Annotated in this window: 16 protein-coding genes; 8 read left to right on the plus strand and 8 right to left on the minus strand. The window is 69.4% G+C overall.

What is annotated here, in order from left to right; translation table 11 throughout:
* Positions 1–63: 63 nt before the first annotated feature.
* Positions 64–1,719: a penicillin-binding transpeptidase domain-containing protein gene (locus tag ACIRQ7_RS26455; protein WP_404265182.1), complete on the minus strand. Its 1,656-nt coding sequence runs from the start codon at positions 1,717–1,719 to the stop codon at positions 64–66.
* Positions 1,720–1,895: 176 nt separating this feature from the next.
* Complete coding sequence (locus ACIRQ7_RS26460) at positions 1,896–3,635, minus strand: dolichyl-phosphate-mannose--protein mannosyltransferase (RefSeq protein ID WP_404265183.1); 1,740 nt, start codon at positions 3,633–3,635, stop codon at positions 1,896–1,898.
* A 111-nt stretch (positions 3,636–3,746) separates the two neighbouring features.
* Between ACIRQ7_RS26460 and rsmI the strand changes: the two genes are divergently transcribed.
* The 7 genes from rsmI (at position 3,747) to ACIRQ7_RS26495 (ending at position 11,676) form a co-directional block, all read left to right on the plus strand.
* Positions 3,747–4,616 carry a 16S rRNA (cytidine(1402)-2'-O)-methyltransferase gene (gene rsmI / locus ACIRQ7_RS26465; protein ID WP_404265184.1) on the plus strand — a complete coding sequence of 290 codons (870 nt, stop codon included), beginning with the start codon at positions 3,747–3,749 and terminating at the stop codon, positions 4,614–4,616.
* A 171-nt stretch (positions 4,617–4,787) separates the two neighbouring features.
* A complete protein-coding gene (locus ACIRQ7_RS26470) occupies positions 4,788–5,273 on the plus strand; it encodes a hypothetical protein (protein WP_404265185.1) in 486 nt (161 codons plus the stop codon).
* Positions 5,274–5,306: 33 nt separating this feature from the next.
* The gene (locus ACIRQ7_RS26475; protein ID WP_404265186.1) at positions 5,307–6,182 is read left to right on the plus strand and encodes a TatD family hydrolase; all 876 of its coding nucleotides are present in this window, start codon (positions 5,307–5,309) and stop codon (positions 6,180–6,182) included.
* Positions 6,183–6,305: 123 nt separating this feature from the next.
* A complete protein-coding gene (locus ACIRQ7_RS26480; protein ID WP_404265187.1) occupies positions 6,306–7,739 on the plus strand; it encodes a ubiquitin-like domain-containing protein in 1,434 nt (477 codons plus the stop codon).
* A 123-nt stretch (positions 7,740–7,862) separates the two neighbouring features.
* Positions 7,863–8,780 carry a 16S rRNA (adenine(1518)-N(6)/adenine(1519)-N(6))-dimethyltransferase RsmA gene (gene rsmA / locus ACIRQ7_RS26485; RefSeq protein ID WP_404265188.1) on the plus strand — a complete coding sequence of 306 codons (918 nt, stop codon included), beginning with the start codon at positions 7,863–7,865 and terminating at the stop codon, positions 8,778–8,780.
* 11 nt (positions 8,781–8,791) lie between these two features.
* The gene (locus ACIRQ7_RS26490) at positions 8,792–9,691 is read left to right on the plus strand and encodes a 4-(cytidine 5'-diphospho)-2-C-methyl-D-erythritol kinase (protein ID WP_404265299.1); all 900 of its coding nucleotides are present in this window, start codon (positions 8,792–8,794) and stop codon (positions 9,689–9,691) included.
* A gap of 185 nt (positions 9,692–9,876) precedes the next feature.
* Positions 9,877–11,676: an ABC-F family ATP-binding cassette domain-containing protein gene (locus ACIRQ7_RS26495; RefSeq protein ID WP_404265189.1), complete on the plus strand. Its 1,800-nt coding sequence runs from the start codon at positions 9,877–9,879 to the stop codon at positions 11,674–11,676.
* 336 nt (positions 11,677–12,012) lie between these two features.
* Here the strand turns inward: ACIRQ7_RS26495 and ACIRQ7_RS26500 are convergent, their stop codons facing one another.
* Genes ACIRQ7_RS26500 through ACIRQ7_RS26515 form a run of 4 tightly spaced genes read right to left on the minus strand, consistent with a single transcriptional unit; the run spans position 12,013 to position 18,220 of the window.
* Complete coding sequence (locus tag ACIRQ7_RS26500) at positions 12,013–12,495, minus strand: hypothetical protein (protein WP_404265190.1); 483 nt, start codon at positions 12,493–12,495, stop codon at positions 12,013–12,015.
* Between the two features lies 1 nt (position 12,496).
* A complete protein-coding gene (locus tag ACIRQ7_RS26505) occupies positions 12,497–17,203 on the minus strand; it encodes a putative T7SS-secreted protein (RefSeq protein WP_404265191.1) in 4,707 nt (1,568 codons plus the stop codon).
* Entirely contained in the window at positions 17,193–17,816 is a 624-nt protein-coding gene (locus tag ACIRQ7_RS26510) for a hypothetical protein (RefSeq protein ID WP_404265192.1), read from the minus strand. The genes ACIRQ7_RS26505 and ACIRQ7_RS26510 overlap by 11 nt, the downstream gene beginning before the upstream one ends.
* Positions 17,816–18,220, minus strand: a complete 405-nt coding sequence (locus ACIRQ7_RS26515; protein ID WP_401472810.1) for an SseB family protein — start codon at positions 18,218–18,220, stop codon at positions 17,816–17,818. The genes ACIRQ7_RS26510 and ACIRQ7_RS26515 overlap by 1 nt, the downstream gene beginning before the upstream one ends.
* A gap of 422 nt (positions 18,221–18,642) precedes the next feature.
* On the opposite strand from ACIRQ7_RS26515, the gene ACIRQ7_RS26520 reads away from it, so the two are divergent.
* The gene (locus ACIRQ7_RS26520) at positions 18,643–19,383 is read left to right on the plus strand and encodes a response regulator transcription factor (RefSeq protein ID WP_404265193.1); all 741 of its coding nucleotides are present in this window, start codon (positions 18,643–18,645) and stop codon (positions 19,381–19,383) included.
* 21 nt (positions 19,384–19,404) lie between these two features.
* Here the strand turns inward: ACIRQ7_RS26520 and ACIRQ7_RS26525 are convergent, their stop codons facing one another.
* Together ACIRQ7_RS26525 and ACIRQ7_RS26530 are read right to left on the minus strand one after the other, a co-directional pair.
* Entirely contained in the window at positions 19,405–19,704 is a 300-nt protein-coding gene (locus ACIRQ7_RS26525; RefSeq protein ID WP_401472816.1) for a hypothetical protein, read from the minus strand.
* A gap of 19 nt (positions 19,705–19,723) precedes the next feature.
* Positions 19,724–21,394 (minus strand): sodium:solute symporter family protein, encoded by a 1,671-nt coding sequence (locus tag ACIRQ7_RS26530; protein ID WP_401472819.1) that lies wholly within the window; start codon positions 21,392–21,394, stop codon positions 19,724–19,726.
* Between the last annotated feature and the right edge of the window lie 61 nt (positions 21,395–21,455).

Genomic DNA, 21,455 nt, shown 5'->3' on the forward strand with positions numbered 1-21,455 from the left:
ACGGGCCATGCGACCACAATCCGGTGGGTGGGACTCTCCCGGCCCGCCGGCGGGCCGGGTCGGTCAGCTTGCGGTGAGGATGGCGCGGACCAGCGGGCCCGCGTTGGAGCCGCCGTGACCGCTCGCCGGGACGACGGCCGCCGCGGCGACGTCGTCGCGGTAGGCGGTGAACCAGGCGTTGGGCTTCTTCTGGCTGTCGACCTCGGCGGATCCGGTCTTGGCGCCGACGTCGCCGCTGATCCCGGCCATCGCCTCGGCGGCCGTGCCCGATGTCGCGGTCAGCTTCATCAGGGACTTGAGGCCGGCCGCGGTGCCCGGCTTCATGGTGCGCGACGCCTTGGCCAGGGTCCGGTTGTCGAGCGACGGCGCGACGATGTACGGCTGGTGGAAGGAGCCGGCGCGCACCGTCGCGGACAGCGAGGCGACGTTGAGCGGGTTCATCCGGACGCCGCCCTGGCCGATCAGTGACGCCGCCATCTGCGCGTCGCTCTGGACGGGGACGGCGCCGTCGAAGGTGGGGATGCCGGTCTGCCAGTTGAGGCCGATGCCGAAGACGTCCCGGGCCTCCTTCGTCAGATCGTCGTCGGCGAGGTCCTTCGCCTGGCCGATGAAGGCGTTGTTGCAGGACGCGGCGAAGCTCTGCGCGAAGGTGCCGTGCTTGATCTCGGTCTTGTCGAGGTTCTGGAACTTCCAGCCGCCGACCGTCACGTACTTGGGGCACGGGTGTTCCTTGCCCGGCGACGTCATGCCCTTGTCCATCAGCATCGCCGAGGTGACGATCTTCATCGTCGAACCGGGGGCCAGCGACCCCTGGGTGGCGAGATTGAAGCCCTTCTCCGGGGAGTTGGCGAGGGCCAGGATCTCGCCGGTGCTGGGCTTGACCGCCGCGGCCGACGCGGACTTCTTGCCCTTGACGGCCTTCTCGGCCGCCGTCTGGAGGGCGGCGTCCAGGGTCGTCTTGAGGGTGCCCGGGGTGCCCTTGGAGAGTTCCTTCAGGGTCTTGTCGGGCTGCTGGGCGGACGCCTTGGCGGCCTTCGCGCGGTGGATGAACAGCTCCACGCCGGGCTTGCCGTTCGTCTTGTCGCCGTACTTGTCACGCAGGTTGTCCAGCACCCCGGCCAGTGCCGGATGCGCCTGGGGCGTCAGCTCGGCGCCGTTGCGGTCCACGGCCTTGATCGGCGGCGCCTCGGCCTCGCCGGTGCGCAGCTCGTCACCCTCGGCCAGGCCCGGGTGCAGCACGGCCGGCTTCCAGGTGATCCGCGGCTTGCCGGTCCGGGTGTCGCGCTCCACGGTCATCGAAGTGCCGTACGAGACGGGCGCTTTGGTGCCCTTGTAGTCGATCTGGGCGGCGACGGTGTACGGCACCTTGCCGCCTGCCGGGGTGCCCGGGGTGAGCGTCACCTTCGAGAACTTCGCCCGCTTGGCGAACGTCTCCAGCGCGCCCTTCGCGGCATCGGGGTGGTCCGTCAGCTCGGCGGCCTTGGCGGCGTCGCCGGACTGCCAGGCGGTCAGGAAGCCCTGCGCCGTGGTGTGCACTTCCTTCGCGGACAGTGGCCCGGTCTTGACCTTGGGGGCACTGTCGCCCGGCTTGGCGTCCGCGGACCTGACCTCCTGCGGTGACGACTCGTCCGAGCCGCCGAACAGCGTGAAACCGCCGACAACTCCCGCGACCAGGGCCACCGATCCGCCGATCAGCCCGTACTTCACCTCTCGGCGCATGCCACCGATTCCCTCCCAGAGCCTCGTCCTCGGATACGCACACAAGAACGTCCACCGCACTCTATGGGACACGGGAAGCCCGGCGAGTCTCGATCAGGGCACGGTCAGGTGACGCACCGTCGCTCTGTCGTTACGCGCCGGGCGCGGGCGTTGCCGCGAGCGGGGCCGGTCCCCGCTCACACCCAGCTGTCGAACCACATCCGGTTGTGCCAGGCGGTCTTGGAGATCGGCAGGCCCGTGTAGATCGGGTAGAAATAGATGAAATTCCACACGATGAGCAGGACGAGTACGCCCGCGCCGACCGCGCCGATGATCCGGCGTCGCTCCGAGGAGCCCGGCGGGCCGATGATCGCGCCGATCATCATGGCCAGCGCCAGGCACAGGAACGGGATGAACACCACCGCGTAGAAGAGGAAGATCGTCCGCTCCTGGTAGAGGAACCAGGGCAGATAGCCGGCCGCGACACCGCAGACGATGGCGCCGGCCCGCCAGTCCCGCTTGAACAGCCAGCGGTAGAGGACGTAGAGCAGCGCGAAGCAGGCCGCCCACCACAGCAGCGGGGTGCCCAGCGCCAGCACCTCACGGGCGCAGCCCTCCGCAGCCGAGCAGCCGTCCGCGCCCGCCTTGGGGTCCTCGTAGAAGTACGAGACGGGGCGGCCCAGGACCAGCCAGCTCCACGGGTTGGACTGGTAGGTGTGCGGGGTGGTCAGTCCGGTGTGGAAGGAGTAGACCTCGGTCTGGTAGTGCCACAGGCTGCGCAGCCAGTCCGGCAGCCAGGTCCAGGCGCCGGTGTGGCCCTCCGGAGTGGTCGCCCAGTCGCGGTAGTAGCCGCCCTTGGTGGCGATCCAGCCCGACCAGGACGCCAGGTAGGTGGCGAGTGCGAGGACGACGGTGGCGCCGAAGGCGGGTGCCACATCGCGGCGCAGCACGGCCCGGAACGGGTGCCGGGCACCGGCCGTACGGCGCGCGGCGACGTCCCAGAGCACCGTCATCAGGGCGAAGGCCGCGAGGTAATAGAGGCCGTTCCACTTGGTCGCGGCGGACAGGCCCAGGCACAGCCCGGCCGCCAGCCGCCACGGCCGCCAGCCCAGCCGCATCCGGTCCCCGACCTCCGGCTCGGGGTGCGCGAGCCCGTCCGGGCTGAGCGGCAGCGCCGCCGTCAGCCGGGCTCTGGTGCGGTCCCGGTCCACCAGCAGGCAGCCGAACGCGGCCACCACCCAGAACATGACGATCAGGTCGAGGAGCGCGGTCCGGCTCATCACGAAATGCAGGCCGTCGACCGCCAGCAGCGCGCCCGCCAGACAGCCCAGCGCCGTGGACCGCAGCAGCCGGCGACCGATCCGGCAGATCAGCAGCACCGAAAGGGTGCCGAGCAGCGCGACGGTGAAGCGCCAGCCGAAGGGATTCATGCCCCACGCCCACTCGCCGACCGCGATCACCCACTTGCCCATCGGCGGATGCACGACATACGAGTGTTCCGGCGTCAGCTGGATCTGCGGCGGATGCATCAGCAGCGCGTCGTTGGCGTTCTTCGCCCAGGTGCCTTCGTAGCCGTACTGGAGCAGCGACCAGGCGTCCTTGGGGTAGTACGTCTCGTCGAATATCACCTTCCGCGGGCTGCCGAGGTTCCAGAACCGCAGCACCCCGGCGAACAGCGCCACCAGCAGCGGCCCGCCCCAAGCAGCCCAGCGCGTCAGCCGGGCGGCGGCGGCCGGGCCCGCGCCGAACACCTCCCACATCCGCCCGCTCGGCTCCGGGAAGCCGGGCACCAGCCGCGTACGGACATCGTCCTGCGGCCGGACGGGATAACCGAAGCGGCGGAGCCGCAGCTGCCACGTCGGGGGCTGCCTGCGCAGCTCCTTGGCGCGGTGGGCGTCGGCGTCGCTCGCGGTGGTGTCACTCGTCACCCGGCCCATCGTAGGGAAACCGCCTGTGGACCGGGCGCTCCGGAGCGCCGGCCGGGTGCCGCCGGGGGCCGGGGGAATGCCCGGGACGGTGCCGCGTCGGCGGGCTGGGAGGATGGGGGCGTGACTGGAACGCTGGTACTCGCAGGGACGCCCATCGGCGATGTCGCGGACGCCCCGCCGCGGCTCGCGACCGAACTGGCCGCCGCCGATCTCATCGCCGCCGAGGACACCCGGCGGCTGCGCCGGCTGACGCAGGCGCTGGACGTCCAGCCGACCGGGCGGGTCGTGTCGTACTTCGAGGGCAACGAAGCGGCCCGGACGCCCGAGCTGGCCGACGCGCTGGCCGGCGGCGCGCGGGTGCTGCTGGTCACGGACGCGGGCATGCCGTCCGTCTCCGACCCCGGCTACCGCCTCGTCGCCGCCGCCGTCGAACGCGGCATCAAGGTCACCGCCGTCCCCGGCCCCAGCGCCGTACTGACCGCGCTCGCCGTCTCCGGACTGCCCGTCGACCGCTTCTGCTTCGAGGGATTCCCGCCCCGGAAGGCCGGCGAGCGGCTCTCCCGGCTGCGCGAGGTCGCCGACGAGCGGCGCACGCTGGTCTACTTCGAGGCGCCGCACCGCCTGGACGACACCCTCGCCGCGATGGCCGAGGTCTTCGGCGCCGACCGCCGGGCCGCCGTCTGCCGCGAGCTGACCAAGACGTACGAGGAGGTCAAGCGCGGCCCGCTCGGCGAGCTCGCGCCGTGGGCCGCCGAGGGCGTACGCGGCGAGATCACCGTCGTCGTCGAGGGCGCCCCGGACACCGGGCCCGCCGATCTCGGCCCCGACGAGCTGGTGCGCCGGGTGCAGGTCCGCGAGGACGCGGGCGAGCGGCGCAAGGAAGCCATCGCGGCGGTCGCCGCGGATGCCGGGCTGCCCAAGCGCGAGGTGTTCGATGCGGTGGTCGCGGCAAAGAATGCGGCGCGAGCAGGCTCTTCAGAAGGTAAATGACTAACCTGGAAGGTAAAGCGCGTGGCCGCGCAGCGGGGCGTTTCCCCTGCACCCTGCCAAATCTGGGCCAATAGCCGACACGTCAGCTGCGTCGCGGCCGGGAAAGGCGTCCACTGGGACGTGGGACGTTCGGTTCCCGGAGACCTTGTCCAGCGGACAAGAGGAGCGGCAATGAGCAATTTTGCGGAATCTGCCGGTACTGCCGGCACTGCGACCACCAGCGGCGTTCACCCCATTCCCCGGCCCGAGCCCGCCGCGCACGAGGCATACGCCTTCGCCTGCATGAGTTGCGGCCACGGCTGGGAGCAGGCCTACGAGATAGCCCACCAGGTCGACGCCGCCGGCGAGATGCATGTCATCTACTACGCGGACGGCAGCCGGGTGCCGTCCCCGTTGACCCGGCCCACCTGTCTGAACTGCGGTGGCAACGTCGTACGGATCATGCGGGCGGGCCAGGTCTCGAAGGTCTCCCACGCGATGGAGAGCATGTACCAGCAGCGGCAGGGCGGCAGCCACAAGAGCCGCGGCGCGGCGGCCGAGGAAGCGGAGGGCACGGAGGCCACCGGCAGCAGTTCGCCGCCGGCCGACGGGGCCACCGGGCGCCACCACTGGCACCTCTCCGATCTGCTGCACCCCTTCCAGCACCACCACAAGTGAGGCCGGGGCCGCGGTCCTCGTAGGATCGCGGCCATGGCTCAGCACGAGAGGGACACCCCGCCGCCGCTGCCCGAACCGCTTCGGGTGCCGGTCGCGGACTCGCACACCCACCTGGACATGCAGGGGGCAACGGTCGAGGAGGCGCTCGCCAAGGCCGCCTCCGTCGGCGTCACCACCGTGATCCAGGTGGGCTGCGACCTGGCCGGTTCACGGTGGGCGGCGGACACCGCCGCCGCGCACGACAGCGTGCACGCCACCGTCGCCCTGCACCCCAACGAAGCGCCCCGCATCGTGCTCGGCGACCCCGACGGCTGGTCCCGGCAGGGTGAGCGCGCGGCCGGCGGCGACGGCGCGCTGGACACCGCGCTCGACGCGATCGACGCCCTGGCCGCGCTGGCGCACGTCCGCGGCGTCGGCGAGACCGGACTGGACCACTTCCGTACCGGCCCCGAGGGCATGGCCGCCCAGCAGCGGTCCTTCCGCGCCCATATCGAGATCGCCAAGCGGCACGACAAGGTCCTGGTCATTCACGACCGGGAGGCCCACGACGACGTGCTGCGGATCCTGCGCGAGGAAGGCGCACCCGAGCGCGTCGTCTTCCACTGCTTCTCCGGCGACGCCGCGATGGCGAAGATCTGCGCCGAGGCCGGCTACTTCCTCTCCTTCGCCGGCAACGTCACCTTCAAGAACGCCCAGCCGCTGCGCGATGCGCTCGCCGTTGCCCCACCCGAACTGGTGCTCGTCGAGACCGACGCGCCCTTCCTGACGCCCGCGCCCTACCGCGGACGGGCCAACGCGCCCTACCTCATCCCGGTCACCCTGAGGGCGATGGCCGAGGTCAAGGGCATGACGGAGGACGCGCTGGCCACCGCCGTCGCCGCCAACACAGCACGCGCGTTCGCCTACTGATCCCCGGGGCGAGGGCCCGGATCCATCCGACGCGAACACGCTCCGTGCTCGCGTGACTTTGGAGAGTCACCTCCACTCCGCTACATTCCGGCCGTCAACCGCATCTGTGGCATGTGGAGCGTCGTGAGTCATTCGCAAGGCAGCCACCGCGCCGCGCGCGGCCGTCGCGGCCGGGGTCCGGCCACCGCCGTCACCCCCGAGGTGTACGAGGCCCGGACCGTGGCCGCTCCCCGGCGCCTGGTACCCCGCCAGACCGGGGCCGCCCCGGGCTTCCCGCCGGTCACGGGCCTGCCGCCGGTGCCGGGTCCCCCCGCGCCGCCCGCCGCACCGCCCCCCGGAGGCCGGGCCGCCGCCCGCCGCGCCGCCCGCGCGGCCGGCCGCCGCAGGATCCCCGGACTCGCCGGGCTCCCCGCGCTCTCCGGTCTCGCCGGGCTTCCGGGACTCTCCACCCTCCCCGCCACCGGGCCCGAAACGCTGCGCCGGCTGCTCCCCAGGGCCCTGGTCGTCGCGTTCCTCGCCGGCGGCACCACCGCCTTCGTCGCGCACGACAAGGCCGTCAAGCTCACCGTCGACGGCACCCCGCGCACCCTGCACACCTTCGCCGATGACATCGACGACCTGCTCGACGACGAGCACCTCGACATCGGCCCGCACGACATCGTCGCGCCCGCCCCCGGCGCCGAACTCACCAGCGGCGACGAGATCGTCGTCCGGCACGGCCGCCCGGTCGTCCTGACCATCGACGGACAGCGCCACCAGGTGTGGACCACCGCGGACACCGTCGCCGGCGCGCTGCGCCAGCTAGGCGTCCGCGCCGAGGGCGCCCACCTCTCCATCTCCCGCTCCCGGCGCATCGAGCGGCACGGCCTGGAACTCGCCGTACGCACCGAACGCTCGGTGGTCTTCGTCGCCGACGGCCGCGAACACCACATTCGCACCAACGCCGCCACCGTCCGCGAAGCCCTCGCCCACGCCGGACTCGCGCTGCGCGACCAGGACACCACCTCGGTGCCCGCCGAGAGTTTCCCGCGCGAGGGCCAGACCGTCTCCGTCCTGCGGATCACCGGCTCCCAGGAGGTCCGTGAGGAACGCGTCCCGTTCCGTACGGTCAAACGGGCCGACCCGAACCTGGCCCGCGGCACCGAGGCGGTGGTCCAGCAGGGCCGGGCCGGAGTCCGCCGGGTCACCTACCGGCTGCGCACCGTCAACGGCGTCAAGGAGCGGCCCAAGCGGGTGGCCGTGGAACTCGTCCGCCGGCCGCGCGCGCAGATCGTGCACCTGGGCACCAAGGTCCTCCCGACGTCCGTACGGGGCGCCGACCACCTCGCCTGGCGGGCGCTCGCGCAGTGCGAGGCGGGCGGCCGGCCGGACGCCGTCGACGCCTCCGGCACCTACGGCGGGCTCTACCAGTTCGACGTCGGCACCTGGCAGCGCCTGGGCGGCAGCGGCCGCCCGCAGGACGCCTCCGCCCACGAGCAGACCTTCCGGGCCAAGAAGCTCTACATCACCCGGGGCGCGAGCCCCTGGCCGGTCTGCGGCCGCAAGCTCCACGGGTGAGGGCCGCGGGCGTCCACGGGGCGGAGCGCCGAGGCGGCAGGGGCTCCACGGGGTGCGGGCCGCAAGCTTCCCGGAGCACGGGCCGTAAGCTTCACGGGTGAACGAGCGCAGCGAGGCTTTGGCATGAGCAAGAGCAGCACCACCGACGAATCCGGCCCCCTGCTGGGCGCCGCGGACATCCGCGAGCTGGCCGCCGCGCTGGGCGTGCGGCCCACCAAGCAGCGCGGCCAGAACTTCGTCATCGACGCCAACACCGTCCGCCGGATCGTGCGGACCGCCGGCGTGCGGCCGGACGATGTCGTCGTCGAGGTCGGCCCGGGACTGGGCTCGCTGACGCTCGGCCTGCTGGAGGCCGCCGACGGGGTCACCGCCGTCGAGATCGACGACGTGCTGGCGGCCGCGCTGCCCGCCACCGTCGCGGCCCGGATGCCTGAGCGCGCGGACCGCTTCGCCCTGGTCAACGCCGACGCGATGCAGGTCACCGAACTGCCCGGCCGGGCGCCCACCGCCCTGGTCGCGAACCTTCCGTACAACGTCGCGGTGCCGGTGCTGCTGCACATGCTCGCCACCTTCCCGACCATCGACCGCACCCTGGTCATGGTCCAGGCCGAGGTCGCCGACCGGCTGGCCGCCCGCCCCGGCAACAAGGTCTACGGCGTGCCGTCTGTCAAGGCCAACTGGTACGCCGAGGTCAAGCGGGCCGGCTCCATCGGCCGCAATGTCTTCTGGCCCGCGCCCAACGTCGACTCCGGCCTCGTCTCCCTCGTACGGCGCGCGCAGCCCCCCGAGACCACCGCCTCGCGCGCCGAGGTCTTCGCGGTCGTCGACGCCGCCTTCGCACAGCGCCGCAAGACGCTGCGGGCGGCGCTGTCCGGCTGGGCCGGCTCGGCCGCGGCGGCGGAGGCCGCGCTGGTCGCGGCCGGCGTCTCGCCGCAGGCCCGCGGCGAGGCACTGACCGTCGAGGAGTTCGCACGGATCGCGGAACACAAGGGGCCGGGCGGGGCGCCCGGCATCCGGCAGGCGGGGGAGGGCGCGGCATGAGCGCGCGAGACATGGGCCGTCCGGTCACCGTCCGGGTGCCGGCGAAGGTCAACGTCCAGCTGGCCGTCGGCGCCGCCCGCCCCGACGGCTTCCACGACCTGGCGAACGTCTTCCTCGCCGTCGGCCTCTACGACGAGGTCACCGCCACCCCCGCCGACGGCCTGCGGGTCACCGCCGAGGGCCACGACGTCGACCGGATCCCGCTGGACCGTACGAACCTGGCGGCGCGCGCCGCCGAGCTGCTCGCGGCCCGGCACGGCATCGCCCCCGACGTCCACCTCCACATCGCCAAGGACATCCCGGTGGCGGGCGGCATGGCGGGCGGCAGCGCCGACGCCGCCGGCGCCCTGCTGGCCTGCGACACGCTCTGGTCCACCGGCTCCTCGCGCGCCGAACTCCTCGACATCTGCGCCGAGTTGGGAAGCGATGTGCCGTTCAGCCTGGTCGGCGGTGCCGCGTTGGGCGTGGGCCGGGGCGAGCTGCTGACCCCGCTCACGGTCGGCGGTGCCTTCCACTGGGTCTTCGCGGTCGCCGAGGGCGGCCTGTCGACCCCGGACGTCTACCGCGAGTTCGACCGCCTGACGGCGGGCACCGACGTACCGGAACCGCAGGCGTCCCCCGCCCTCCTCGCCGCCCTGGAATCCGGCGACGCCACCGCGCTCGCCGCCACCCTCGCCAACGACCTCCAGCCGGCGGCCCTCGCCCTGTGCCCCGAACTCGCCGCGACCCTGGCCGCCGGCCGCGCGGCCGGCGCCCTCGCCGCCCTCGTCTCGGGCTCGGGCCCCACCACCGCCTTCCTGACCAAGGACCCGGAGTCGGCACACCGGGTGGCGGAGGACCTCCTGGCCTCGGGCAGCTGCCGCCAGGTACGGGTGGCGGATTCCCCGGCGGCGGGGGCGACGGTGGTGTGAGGCGCTCCGTCCGGGGCGCGCGGTGTGCGAGGCCCGTGTGAGGCGTCCGGTTCCTTAGCGGCACCATCCGGCTCATACCGCCCCTCACCAGGCTCGTTCGGGGGCTCGCAGGCGTCGTGGGATCCTGGACGGGCCCAGGAGCGTGCGCCGACCAGAGCCGCGCGGGCCCGGCAGCAAGGAGCGCAATGGCCACCAACCTCGTCAATCTGGAAGCCGTCGGCAAGGTCTACGGGACCCGTGCCCTGCTCGACGGTGTCTCGCTCGGCGTCAACGAGGGGGACCGGATCGGCGTCGTCGGGCGCAACGGGGACGGCAAGACCACCCTGATCCGGATTCTCGCCAAGCTGGAGAGCGCGGACGACGGCCGCGTCACGCACAACAGCGGGCTGCGGCTCGGGGTGCTGACCCAGCACGACTCCCTCGACCCGGCCGCCACCGTGCGGCACGAGGTCATCGGCGACATGGCCGACCACGAGTGGGCGGGCAACGCCAAGATCAGGGACGTGCTGACCGGCCTCTTCGGCGATCTGCACCTGCCGGGCTTCGACCAGGGCCTGGACACCGTCATCGGACCGCTGTCCGGCGGTGAGCGGCGGCGGATCGCGCTGGCCAAACTCCTGATCGCCGAACAGGACCTGATCGTCCTGGACGAGCCCACCAACCACCTCGACGTGGAAGGCATTTCGTGGCTGGCCGGGCATCTGCGGGCCCGCCGCTCCGCGCTGGTGGTCGTCACCCACGACCGCTGGTTCCTGGACCAAGTCTGTACGCGGATGTGGGACGTGCAGCGCGGCGATGTGCACGAGTACGAGGGCGGCTACAGCGACTATGTCTTCGCGCGCGCCGAACGGGACCGGATCGCAGCCACCGAAGAGGCCAAGCGGCAGAACCTGATGCGCAAGGAGCTGGCGTGGCTGCGGCGCGGTGCCCCGGCCCGTACGAGCAAGCCGCGCTTCCGTATCGAGGCCGCGAATGAGCTGATCGCGGATGTGCCGCCGCCGCGGGACACCGCGGAGCTGATGAAGTTCGCCAACTCCCGTCTGGGCAAGACCGTCTTCGAGCTGAAGGACGTCACGGTCCAGGCCGGCCCGAAGGTGCTGCTGAAGCACCTGACGTGGCAGCTGGGCCCCGGTGACCGGGTGGGCCTGGTCGGAGTGAACGGCGCCGGCAAGACGTCGCTGCTGCGGGCGCTGGCCGAGGCGGCGCGTACGGAGGGCGAGGCGCAGCCGGCGGCCGGGAAGATCACCGTCGGCAAGACCGTCAAGCTGGCCTATCTCTCCCAGGAGGTCGCCGAACTCGACCCGGCGCTGCGGGTGTTGGAGGCGGTCCAGCGGGTGCGGGAGCGGGTCGATCTGGGCAAGGGCCGGGAGATGACCGCGGGGCAGCTGTGCGAGCAGTTCGGCTTCACGAAGGAGAAGCAGTGGACGCCGGTCGGCGACCTCTCCGGCGGTGAGCGCCGCCGCCTGCAGATCCTCCGCCTCCTCATGGACGAGCCCAACGTCCTCTTCCTCGACGAGCCCACCAACGACCTCGACATCGAGACCCTGACCCAGCTGGAGGACGTCCTCGACAGCTGGCCCGGCTCCCTCATCGTCATCAGCCACGACCGGTACTTCATCGAGCGGACCACCGACCGCGTCCACGCCCTGCTGGGCGACGCCTCGCTGCGGATGCTGCCGCGCGGCCTCGACGAGTACCTGGAGCGCCGCCAGCAGGTCATCGACGCGGCGGCCCCGGCCCCGGCGGCGCAGGACTCGGCGCCGAAGAAGGCGGCGGCCGTCAACCGCGCCGCGCAGAAGGAACTGCAGAAGATCGAGCGCCAGTTGGACAAGATCGGCGACAAGGAGAAGAAGCTCCACACCCAGATCGCCGACAACGCCACCGACTTCGAGAAGGTCGCGGGCCTGGACGCCCAGCTCCGCGAGCTCGCGGGTCAGCGCGATGAGCTGGAAATGCGGTGGCTGGAGCTGGCGGAGGACGTGTGAGGACTCGTGGCCCCCTTCATGACCCCGGGTACGCCCTCGTCGAAGTCAGTTCCTCCATTGGCGGCACTAATCACACCTGGCTCACCTGCCCGCACTTGTGCTCCTTGGCCAGGCGTGCCTAGTTGCATGAATTGCAAGTTCGCGGGGGAGGAGCGACCACCGGTTCACTGAGCCAGCTGCGGTCGATCTGTAGGTTGGAGAGGGCGGCCCGTTGGGGGACAGCCCTCTCCTCCTCTCCGCAATTCTGTCCATGGTCCGGCAAGGTCACTGGGATGGGCGCGTAACGACGCGTCCCATTCGCGAATACACTTACGCCTGTGAGCGCTTCTACGTTGCTCAGGGCGTTGGCATGGCATTGATCGACCAGACGTCCCCGTACGCAACTGGCAATGCTGGGTCAGATTCCCCTACAACGTAGATTGAGACGTTACTTCGGGGCAGCTTGTAATGGCGATGCGCACCCACACGTTCCAACTCTTCGATGTCGTTCCCCGTGTGGAGAATAGATTCGCAGAGACTCTCGAATTCCACTCGTTTTCGAAAATCGCCGTACCGGGAAGATAGCGCTGCGGGCACCATGTCTTTCCCCAGCCCCAGGCGATGGACCTGAAGGGAGAATCCTGTGGATTGCCATGTGCCGGTACGCCTTTCAAAGAAAATTTCGATCAAGCCGTAGTCTCTGCGCATGCGTGACCTGCGTACGTCTTCCACGCAGTCATCGCCGATTGCCTCTGCCCATTGAAGAGCGTCGGCGCCCAATGCTGCACCGGCTACCTCGGCGCGGATCGCGGCCTGGACGTAAAATTCCAGATCCGTCATCTTACCCTCCCTGCTCTCTGTTAATTTTCTCAAGATTCTTTATTATGAAATGCATCTCGGCTGCCCTGTTCTGAGTCATTCCGTAGTCTCCTCGATTCATGGCGTCGCGAGCCGATGTCGCCTTTTTGATTATATCGTCACGCAACTCCCTGTCGGAATGTATCGCATCAATCACCTTTTGGACTTCCTTTGGGCTTGAGGTCCCACTGCTAAGTCTGATCGGCTCGCCAGAGATTCCGCCACGGTCGTCTGGGAAGATGCGGACCTCGCTTCTGGGTCCGATATGTACATGGGCACCCTTATTTCCCCAGTCCTGGTAGGCGACCGAGGCGTGGATCTTGCACGGCGTAAGGCCGAGTGGATCGGACGTCGTGTGGGGGTTAACTACATAGGTGCCAGGGTTGGGCGCAGGGGTAATTCCCAAGGGGTCGGTCGTAATGTAATGCGCTGTTTCTGGTTCATAATACCGAAAAAAGTTGTAATGGAGCTGTGTCTCCAGGTCGAAGTATTGACCAGGGAAGCGCAGTGGTGTGTAGGCAGTGGCGTCGCTATTCCATGTGGTTGTGCCCCAGATTGTGCGTTGTGCGTTCCATGAGATTCCTTCATTTTCTGACACGAGGGTCGTTGGTGAGCCCACCAAATCGGCGACTATCCCAAAAAAGCGTTCATCTATTTCGCGTCGCGAAGCGCGGGAAGCTGTGGTACGAATCTTTCGTTCGGTTTGGGAAATAGGGGTTGGTCCTTTGTGGTCCCAGGTGAGCGTGATAGATTCGGGGCTATCTCGAGTATGGCTGGCTTGTTCGGTGACAGTGAGGCCATCCCAGGTGAAGTGAAATTGCTCAACAATCGCGGTTGCAGCAATGGCGAGCCGTTTTTTGGCTATTCGGCGTCCCAGGGGGTCGTAGAAGTAGCGCCAGGTAGCGCCGTCCGGGGCGGTGACGGTGGCTAGTCGGTCCTCGGTGTTCCAGGTGTAGTGCCAGGTATCGGGTTTGCGGGAGATGCGGGTCTTTTGGCGGACGGTCACCCGGCCTAGGGCATCGTGTTCGTAGCGGATGGCGCCAGCTCTGGTCATGCGGGCGCCTGTATAGGCTCGCTCGCCGCGGGCTGAGCGGCTCGGGTGGCGGTCAGGCCAGGTTGCGTGGGTTTGGTTGCCGGCTTCGTCGTAGGCGTAGGTTTCGGTCCAGTCGACGGCATGGACGGCAGTGACGCGGCCGGCGCGGTCGAGGTCGAAGGTACGTCGGCCGGTGTGGGAGTCATCGATGGACGTGAGGTTGCCGTCGGGGCGGTAGGTGTAGCCGCGGTGGAGGACTCGCTGTGCTGCGTTGGTGGCGGCGTGTTGTGGCTGGAGCGCCCCGGTAGAGGACGCCTGCACAGCGCCGGTGGCTGCTGCGGTGAGGGACTGCGTAGTGAGACGGCCAGTTGGGTCCCAACCGTGGGCGAGCTGCAGGTGGTCGCCGATGGTGCGGGTGAGTTCTTGGCCTGCGGCGTCGTGGTCGAAGGTGAGGATGTGGCCGGCGATGTCCATGGCGGTGCGGTTGCCGGCAGCGTCGTAGGTGTAGGTGGTGGTGTGGCCGGTGGGGGTGGTGCGGGAGGTGCGGCGGCCGAGGGAGTCGTAGGTGAACGTCATGGTGCGGTCGTTCACGGTTTCGGCGGTGACGCGGCCAAGGATGTCGCGGGTGTAGGTGACGGTGGCGTCGGCGTTGGCGGCTTGGCGGAGGTTGCCGGCGGTGTCGTGCTCGTAGGTGGTGAGCAGGCCTGCGGCGTTCTTTTCGGTGATGCGGCCGAGGGGGTCGCGGGTGTAAGCCGTGACCTCGCCGATGGTGTTGGTGCGGGTGGCGAGTTGCCCCGCCGCATCGTGCGTGTACGTCAGAACACGGTCATCGAAGTCCGTCTCGGAGGCCAGGAGCCCCGCACCGTCATAGACGTAACTCCACGTCAGCCCCTGAGGGTTGGTGACCTGGGCGAGGCGGAGCTCCGTGTCGTGGGTGAATTCGTGGCGGACGCCATCCGGGTCGGTGCGGGCCGTGAGGAGGTCGAAGTGGCCGTACTCGAAGGACGTGGTCTGGCCGATGGCGTCGGTGTGGGTGGTGCGATTGCCCTCGCCGTCGTAGGTCCATTGCTCGGTCGCGCCGAGGGCGTCTATGCGGGCGGCGAGTTGCCCTTCCACCGTCCACAGCATGTGGGTGGTTTCGCCCAGGGGGTTGGTTATCGAGGTGACGCGGCCGAAGGTGTCGCGGCGGTAGTGGGTGACGGCACCGAGGGGGTCGGTGACCATCAGGGGGAGGCCGGCCGCGTTGCAGTAGACCTGGGTGGTGTTGCCGAGGGCGTCGGTGACGGCGGATACGTGGCCGCGGTGGTCGTGGTTGTAGGTGGTGGTGGCGCCGGTGGGGTCGGCGGTGCAGGTGCGGTTGCCGGCGGTGTCGTAGGTCTGGGTCCAGGTGGTGCCGTCGGGGCCCGTCATGCTCACCGGATGGCCGTCGGCGTCGTACACGGTGGTGGAGGTGCTGCCGTCGGGGAGGGTGACGGTGGTGGGGCGGCCCTCGTCGTCGTAGGTGATGTGGGTGCTGCGGCCCAGAGGGTCCGTCGTGGACAGGATGCGGTGGTTGGCGTCGCGGACGGTGCGGGTGGTGGCGCCGGTGGGGTCTGTCTCCGCGACGATTTGATGGCGGTCGTTGACCTGGTACGCGGTGACGTGGCCGAGGGAGTTGTGGAAGAGGTTGGTACGTAGGCCGGTGACGGGGTCCGGCTCGCCCCAGGTGAAGTGGGCGCGGAGGTGGCCGTCGATGCCGCCCTGTGAGGTGCAGCGGTCATCGCCGTCGTAGACGTAGGTGTAGCTGCTGTTGTTGGTGTCGGTCCAGGACGTGATGCGGCCGACTTCGTCGTAGGTGAAGCGCAGGGGCAGGCCGGAGGAGTTGGTTGTGGTGGTGAGGTTGCCGAAGTCGTCGTAGCCGTACGCCATCAGCAGCTGGTCGCTGCCGTCGGGGGCGGCGCCTGCGAGGTGGAGGGCGGTGACGCGGTCGTCTTCGGTGGTGAGGAGGAGGCGGTAGCCGGCGCTGTGGGTGATGGCGGTGGGGGTGCCGTCTTCGGTGTAGTCGAAGGTGTGGTGGTTGCCGCGGCGGTCGGATATCTCGTCGAGGACGGCGAGGCCGTCGGTGTAGGTGGTGAAGTACCAGCGCATGCCGGTGGCGGGGTCGGTGAGGACGTAGTCGCCGTCCGGGGTGCGTTCGAGTGGGCGGCCCTCGCCCTCTACGGGAACGGTGGGGACGCCTACGGCCGGATGCGGATAGAGAAGGAAGTTGCCTTCTTCGCCTACGAGGATCACGCCCTCGGCGTCGATCTCCAGGCGCTGGTCGACGGTGGACATCCACGTGGGCCCGAACCAACGGCCTGTCCGGTAGGAGGATTCGAAGGTGCGGGTGAAGGAGAGAGGGAGGCTGCCGGGGAGGGCGACGTCGGTCTGCGGCAGAATCATCCGGCCGGTGGCCATGTCGATCGGGTCGTTGCCGAAGGTCTTGCACCAGGCGGTGCGCAGGCGGTCGCGGACGGTGCGTTTGCCGCCTTCTTCTACCGCGTTGCGAGCCGTTCCCTTTGCTATGTCCTTCGCGCCTGCTCGTGCTGCGCTCTTTCCCAGTCCGCCGAGGCCTTTGCCGCCGAGCAGGTTGGGGATCAGGGCACCGAGGGCGTCGGCGGGGTCTTTGCTCCAGCCGGCGCCGGCTATGCCTTTGGCGGTTTCGATGGGGTGGAGGGGAATGTTCGCCAGGCCCATGAGGGTGGTGGAGACGTTGGCGGCGAACTTCCAGGGGTGGGTGAGGTTGTAGGGGTCGAGCGGGTTCACGGTGCGGGCGAACTTCAGGGTTTCGGAGGCACCGCGCAGGGCGCCTCCGGCCAGATGCGTGGCCTCGACGGCGGCCCCGGTGGCGCCGTCCTTGAGGGCTGCGCTCGCCAGGTCGGTGAATTCCGGCTTCTGGGGCGCGTGGGCCGTGGCCTTGGTCAGGGCGCGAAAGGCCCGCTCGGCCGCTTCGTTGCGCTGGCTGCGGGCACTCTTGAGGATGTCCTGTGCGGCCTCGCGGCCCTCTGTGCCCGGGTCGACGAAGTCGGCGGGCTTTTGCGGTTTGGGGCCGGGGTCGCCTCCGAGTTTCGCTGCTGCGTTCCAGCCGCCGGCCTTGGAGTTGTAGGTGTCGACCGCAGCCGCGTGGGCGTCGGCGGCCCTTTCGCTGGCGTCCTTCGCCTTGCGGTATTTGTCGATGGCGTCGACTGCTTTGCCCTGCGCCCATGTCACGGTTTCCGCATAGGACTTCAGCGCCTTTGACGCGTCGTCGCAGGCATCGGCGGCGTGCATCCACTGCTTGGGATGCATCTCGAATTTCTCACGGAAGGCGTCGGCGGCCTTGCCGCTCCAGCCCCGGTCGGAGCCGATCTTCTGCATCCCGTCGGCGACCCGGTCGAAGGCTTTCGAGAAGTCCTTCAGGTGCGAGGCTGATTCGTGGATCTTGGCCGCCTCGCCATGGATCAGCTGCTTCGGGTCGTCGGTCTCGTCCAGCTGGCGCTCGTTGACGTGTGCGCCCAGGGCGCCGGCGAGGTCGGCGCCGCCCTTGCGTACGGACTGTGCGGCGTCGTCCGCGCCGACCAGTTCGAGTGCGTCGCCGGCGAGGTCGGAGCCGTGTTCGGCGATCTCACCGGCGCCCTGACTGAGCACATTACTTGTCATCGCCCCCGCCGGTGTGGCCAGGCCTCGGTGAGCCGAGCGTGGTCTGCTTGCCGGCCGGGTCCTCGCCGCCGTTTTCGAACCGGTCGGGCACGGAGGCGACATCCTGTCCGAGGTCATGAGCTGTTTTGGCCACGCGTGCACCCGCCTCCAGCGACTCTGCCGACGTCGGGTCCCAGTCCGCGTCACGGATTTGGGTGAACGGGTTGTCCGCGCCGATATCGCCCCAGGACTTCTTCTTGATTTCTTCTGCCGACAGTGATGGATCGCCCATCGCCGCGTTGGTCGCCACCTTGAGCGTGGTGGAGGCGTACTGCTCCTGCTCGTAGTAGAGGCCGGCGGTGAGATTCAGCTTCCTGGAGAATTCGTTGGCGTCCTGCATCATCGTGCGCACGCCCCAGCCCCAGCGTTCACAGAAGGAATCCAGTGCGGACGCCACTGCGTCGTCGCCGCATTCCATGCTGTCCAGCGCCAATTCGTCGAAACCACGCCCCAGTTGGGCTTCGACATCGAATCCCAGTTCCTTCAGCTCGGCTGTCGCCGCTTTGATTCCGTTGGTGATCTGCTCGAAGGCTTCGGCCTCGAACTTGTACCCGTCCCCGCCCAACAGGCCCACTACGCCATTCCCCCGGACATCGTCGTTTGTGCTGCGTCCACTGCTGCCTCGTCCGGGACGATGCCGGTGACCGGCGGAAACAGCATCCCCTGTTCGCTGCCCGCGTCCAGCGCCACGCCCGTCGGTCCCTCGATGGCTGGAATCAGCACGTCAAGGACGCGGGCGCCGGCCATCGTCATGTACTGCCACTCCGCGCCCGGATCGCCGCCGCGAACCCTTGCGAACCGGGACAAAGATTCCTCGTCGGTGAAGGCGTACAGCCACCGGATTCCATTCAACTCGGCTGACATGAATGCATCGTTGGTGAGGGGCATCAAGACGTGCGTGCGCCGGAATTCCCCCACCAGGGCGGCCGGATCTGCCCGCCCTTCGTGAACTGCTGCTACCTCTTCGGCCAATGACACAGCGGGCCCCTCCCCCGATTCCCCTGATCCCCTCGATCTGACACCACCATGACATATGGCACTGACAGTGCTGCTTCGGGCTCCGGGTCGCGAAAACCTTCCCAATTGTCTTTTTGTGTTCAATCATTGGGGGAGCGGAATGGTTCTTTGTGGGGCTGATGTGCAGGGGCTGCCGAGTCCGTCAGCCTTCGTGGCAGCGAACCACGACGGCCGGCGCCCCTCACGAAGTGGTCTCGCCGCCGTCGTGGCGCGGGTCCGCCCTCGCCAACCGGCCCCGAATGGCCGGGATTCCAGCATTCCGGGGGGCTTCTCCCCGGTAGGGGGCGCGCGGGGGGAGCCGAGCGTGTAGCTTCCGGGGACGATCGGGGACAAGGGGCCCGGCGGGGGCCGGGGGCGGGGTCCGCCGGGAGTGAGGGGGTTCGATGGGCGTGCGGCTCATGGTGGTCGACGATCACCGTCTGCTCGCCGAGGCGCTCGCCTCGGCCCTGAAGTTGCGCGGGCACCGTGTGCTGGCCGCGGCCGCGCCGTGCGCCGGGGCAGCGGACCTGGTGGTGAGCCGGGCGCCGGAGGTGTGCCTGCTGGGGACCGCGTCGCCGGCCCGGCCGGGCGCCTTCGACCCCGTCGTACGGATCAAGCAGGAGCGTCCGCAGATCGCGGTGGTGGTGCTGGGGCCGGTGCCCGATCCGCGCGGTATCGCGGCGGCTTTCGCGGCGGGGGCCTCCGGCTACGTCCGTCACGACGAGCGGATCGAGGGTGTGGAACGCGCCATGCTCAAGGCACGGGCGGGGGAGGCGGCGGTCGCGCCGCTGTTGTTGCAGCAGGCCTTCGAGGAGCTGTTGCACCCTGCCGCCCAGCCGGACGACGAGGGCGCGCGGCTGTTGTCGCTGCTCACGCCGCGCGAGGCGGAGGTGCTGATGCGGGTCGCGGACGGTGAGGACACCCGGCTGATCGCGGCGGGGATGGCGATCGCGCCGAGCACCGCGCGGACGCATGTGCAGCGGGTGCTGATGAAGCTGGAGGTCGGTTCGCGGCTGGAGGCCACGGCGCTGGCGGCGCGTACGGGCCTGCTGGACCGTGCGGCGCGGGTGCCTGCGCAGGCGCGGGGCGACGGCGCCGGGGACGACCCGGCGGCGGCACCGGACCTGCCGGCACCGCCGTCGTGAACCGCCTGCCCGGCCCCGGGCTCACTCCGCCGGCTTGGCCGCTTCCTGGAGTTCCTCGGCCGTCGGCGGGACCGTCGGCCGCAGCTTGAGCCAGACCAGGAAGAACAGTCCGAGGGCGAGCATGCCCAGGCCCGTCCAGAGGTTGATGTTGATGTCCTGGGCCTTCTTGAGGTCCGCGTCGGAGGCCGTGATGCCCGCGATGGTGACGATCACGCCGTAGACGACGAACAGGCCGCCGATGATGCGCCGTACGTCGAAGAGTCGCGCGGCGGTCGCGGACTCGCGTTCCAGTTCCTCGACTTCGTGCTGGTAGTCGCTCATGGTGCGTTCCTCGACAGGCTCAGAAGGAGAAGGGGATGTAGCAGATGGCGGCGAGTACGACCGCGCCCCAGCCCAGCAGGGCCGGCTTGCGGTACCAGGCGTCGTCGCCCTCGGCAGGCAGCTCTTCCATTTCGGGCGACCGGGTGCCGTAGACCAGTCCGGCGAGCTTCTCGGCGGGCTTGGGCTTCGTGACCAGGGTGACGATCAGCATCACCACGGCGCCGACGACGAACGCGACGATCGAGGAGACGAAGTTGGCGCCCTGCTCGGAGGGGATGGCGATGATGCCCTGCTTGTAGAGCCAGAAGTAATTGATCATCGCGGCGACGGTGCCGGAGAGCAGACCCCAGAATCCGGCCGCGGCGCTGGTCCGCTTCCAGAACATGCCGATGATGAACACCACGAACAGCGGGACGTTGAAGAAGGAGAACAGCGTCTGGAGGTAGTTCATGATGTTGCTGAAGGACGAGGCGATGAAGGCGGTGCCCATGCCTATCAGCACGCCGACGGCGGTGACGACCCGGCCGGTCTTCAGGTAGTACGCGTCGGGGCGGTTCTTCTTGAGGTAGGCGCCCCATATGTCGTTGGTGAAGACGGTGTTGAAGGACGACACGTTGGCCGCCATACCCGCCATGAACGCCGCCAGCAGGCCGGTGACGGCGATACCGAGCACACCGTTGGGCAGCAGGTCGCGCATCAGTACCGGGATGGCGTCGTTGTACTGCAGGCCGTCCTTGGTCTTGCCCAGCGACGGCTCCATGACCAGCGCGATCAGGCCGGGCACGACGACGACCAGCGGGATGAAGATCTTGGGGAAGGCGGCGATGAGCGGGGTGCGCTTGGCGGCGGAGAGATTCTTCGCCGACAGGGCGCGCTGCACCTCGGCGAAGTTCGTCGTCCAGTAGCCGAAGCTCATGACGAAGCCCAGGCCGAGCACGATGGTCAGCCAGTTCGCGCCGAGCGGGTTGGCCTCACCGATGCCGGTGCCCTTCCAGGCGGTCAGGAACGCGTCGCCGTGCGAGGACGACAGTGAGTCCGTCAGCCCGTCCCAGCCGCCGACGCGCTTGAGGCCGACGATCGTCAGGGGGATCAGCGCGGCCAGGATGACGAAGAACTGCAGCACCTCGTTGTAGATCGCCGAGGAGAGGCCGCCGATGGTGATGTAGGCCAGCACGAAGAAGCCGGCGATGACGATCGCCACCCACTGCGGCCAGCCGAGCAGCGCCTGCAGCACGATCGCCATGGCGTAGAGGTTCACGCCCGCGATCAGCACCGAGGAGACGGCGAAGATGATCGAGGAGAGGAGGTGGGAGGAGGGGCCGAAGCGGTGCAGCAGGAACTCCGGCACGGAGCGGACCTTGGAGCCGTAATAGAACGGCATCATCACCAGGCCGAGGAAGACCATCGCCGGGATGGCGCCGATCCAGTACCAGTGCACGGTGTAGGCGCCGTACTGCGCGCCGTTGGCGGCCATGCCGAGGATCTCGGTGGCGCCGAGGTTGGCGGCGACGAAGGCGAGACCGGTGACCCAAGCGGGCAGCGACCGGCCGGAGAGGAAGAAGTCCAGGCTCGTCTTCACACTGCGCCTGGCCGCGAATCCGATGCCGAGAACGACGACGAAGTAGATGGCCAGGATGGTGTAGTCGAGCCCGTTGGTGGGGAGCCGGAGCCCTTCGGCCAAGGTGATCATGGGGCACTCTCTTCGAGGATCTGAGGGGTGGCCCCCCAGAGGACACAGCGTTGTGCTCGAT

The sequence above is a fragment of the Streptomyces sp. NPDC101393 genome, assembly GCF_044767385.1.
In the GTDB taxonomy this organism is placed as follows: Bacteria; Actinomycetota; Actinomycetes; order Streptomycetales; family Streptomycetaceae; genus Streptomyces.

Bases quoted from the DNA above. Each gene is read 5' to 3' on its own strand.
- ACIRQ7_RS26455 (WP_404265182.1), bottom strand. From the start codon at position 1,719: ATGCGCCGAGAGGTGAAGTACGGGCTGATCGGCGGATCGGTGGCCCTG.
- ACIRQ7_RS26460 (WP_404265183.1), bottom strand. From the start codon at position 3,635: ATGGGCCGGGTGACGAGTGACACCACCGCGAGCGACGCCGACGCCCAC.
- ACIRQ7_RS26470 (WP_404265185.1), top strand. From the start codon at position 4,788: ATGAGCAATTTTGCGGAATCTGCCGGTACTGCCGGCACTGCGACCACC.
- ACIRQ7_RS26475 (WP_404265186.1), top strand. From the start codon at position 5,307: ATGGCTCAGCACGAGAGGGACACCCCGCCGCCGCTGCCCGAACCGCTT.
- rsmA (WP_404265188.1), top strand. From the start codon at position 7,863: ATGAGCAAGAGCAGCACCACCGACGAATCCGGCCCCCTGCTGGGCGCC.
- ACIRQ7_RS26490 (WP_404265299.1), top strand. From the start codon at position 8,792: ATGGGCCGTCCGGTCACCGTCCGGGTGCCGGCGAAGGTCAACGTCCAG.
- ACIRQ7_RS26495 (WP_404265189.1), top strand. From the start codon at position 9,877: ATGGCCACCAACCTCGTCAATCTGGAAGCCGTCGGCAAGGTCTACGGG.
- ACIRQ7_RS26500 (WP_404265190.1), bottom strand. From the start codon at position 12,495: ATGACGGATCTGGAATTTTACGTCCAGGCCGCGATCCGCGCCGAGGTA.
- ACIRQ7_RS26505 (WP_404265191.1), bottom strand. From the start codon at position 17,203: ATGACAAGTAATGTGCTCAGTCAGGGCGCCGGTGAGATCGCCGAACAC.
- ACIRQ7_RS26520 (WP_404265193.1), top strand. From the start codon at position 18,643: ATGGGCGTGCGGCTCATGGTGGTCGACGATCACCGTCTGCTCGCCGAG.
- ACIRQ7_RS26525 (WP_401472816.1), bottom strand. From the start codon at position 19,704: ATGAGCGACTACCAGCACGAAGTCGAGGAACTGGAACGCGAGTCCGCG.
- ACIRQ7_RS26530 (WP_401472819.1), bottom strand. From the start codon at position 21,394: ATGATCACCTTGGCCGAAGGGCTCCGGCTCCCCACCAACGGGCTCGAC.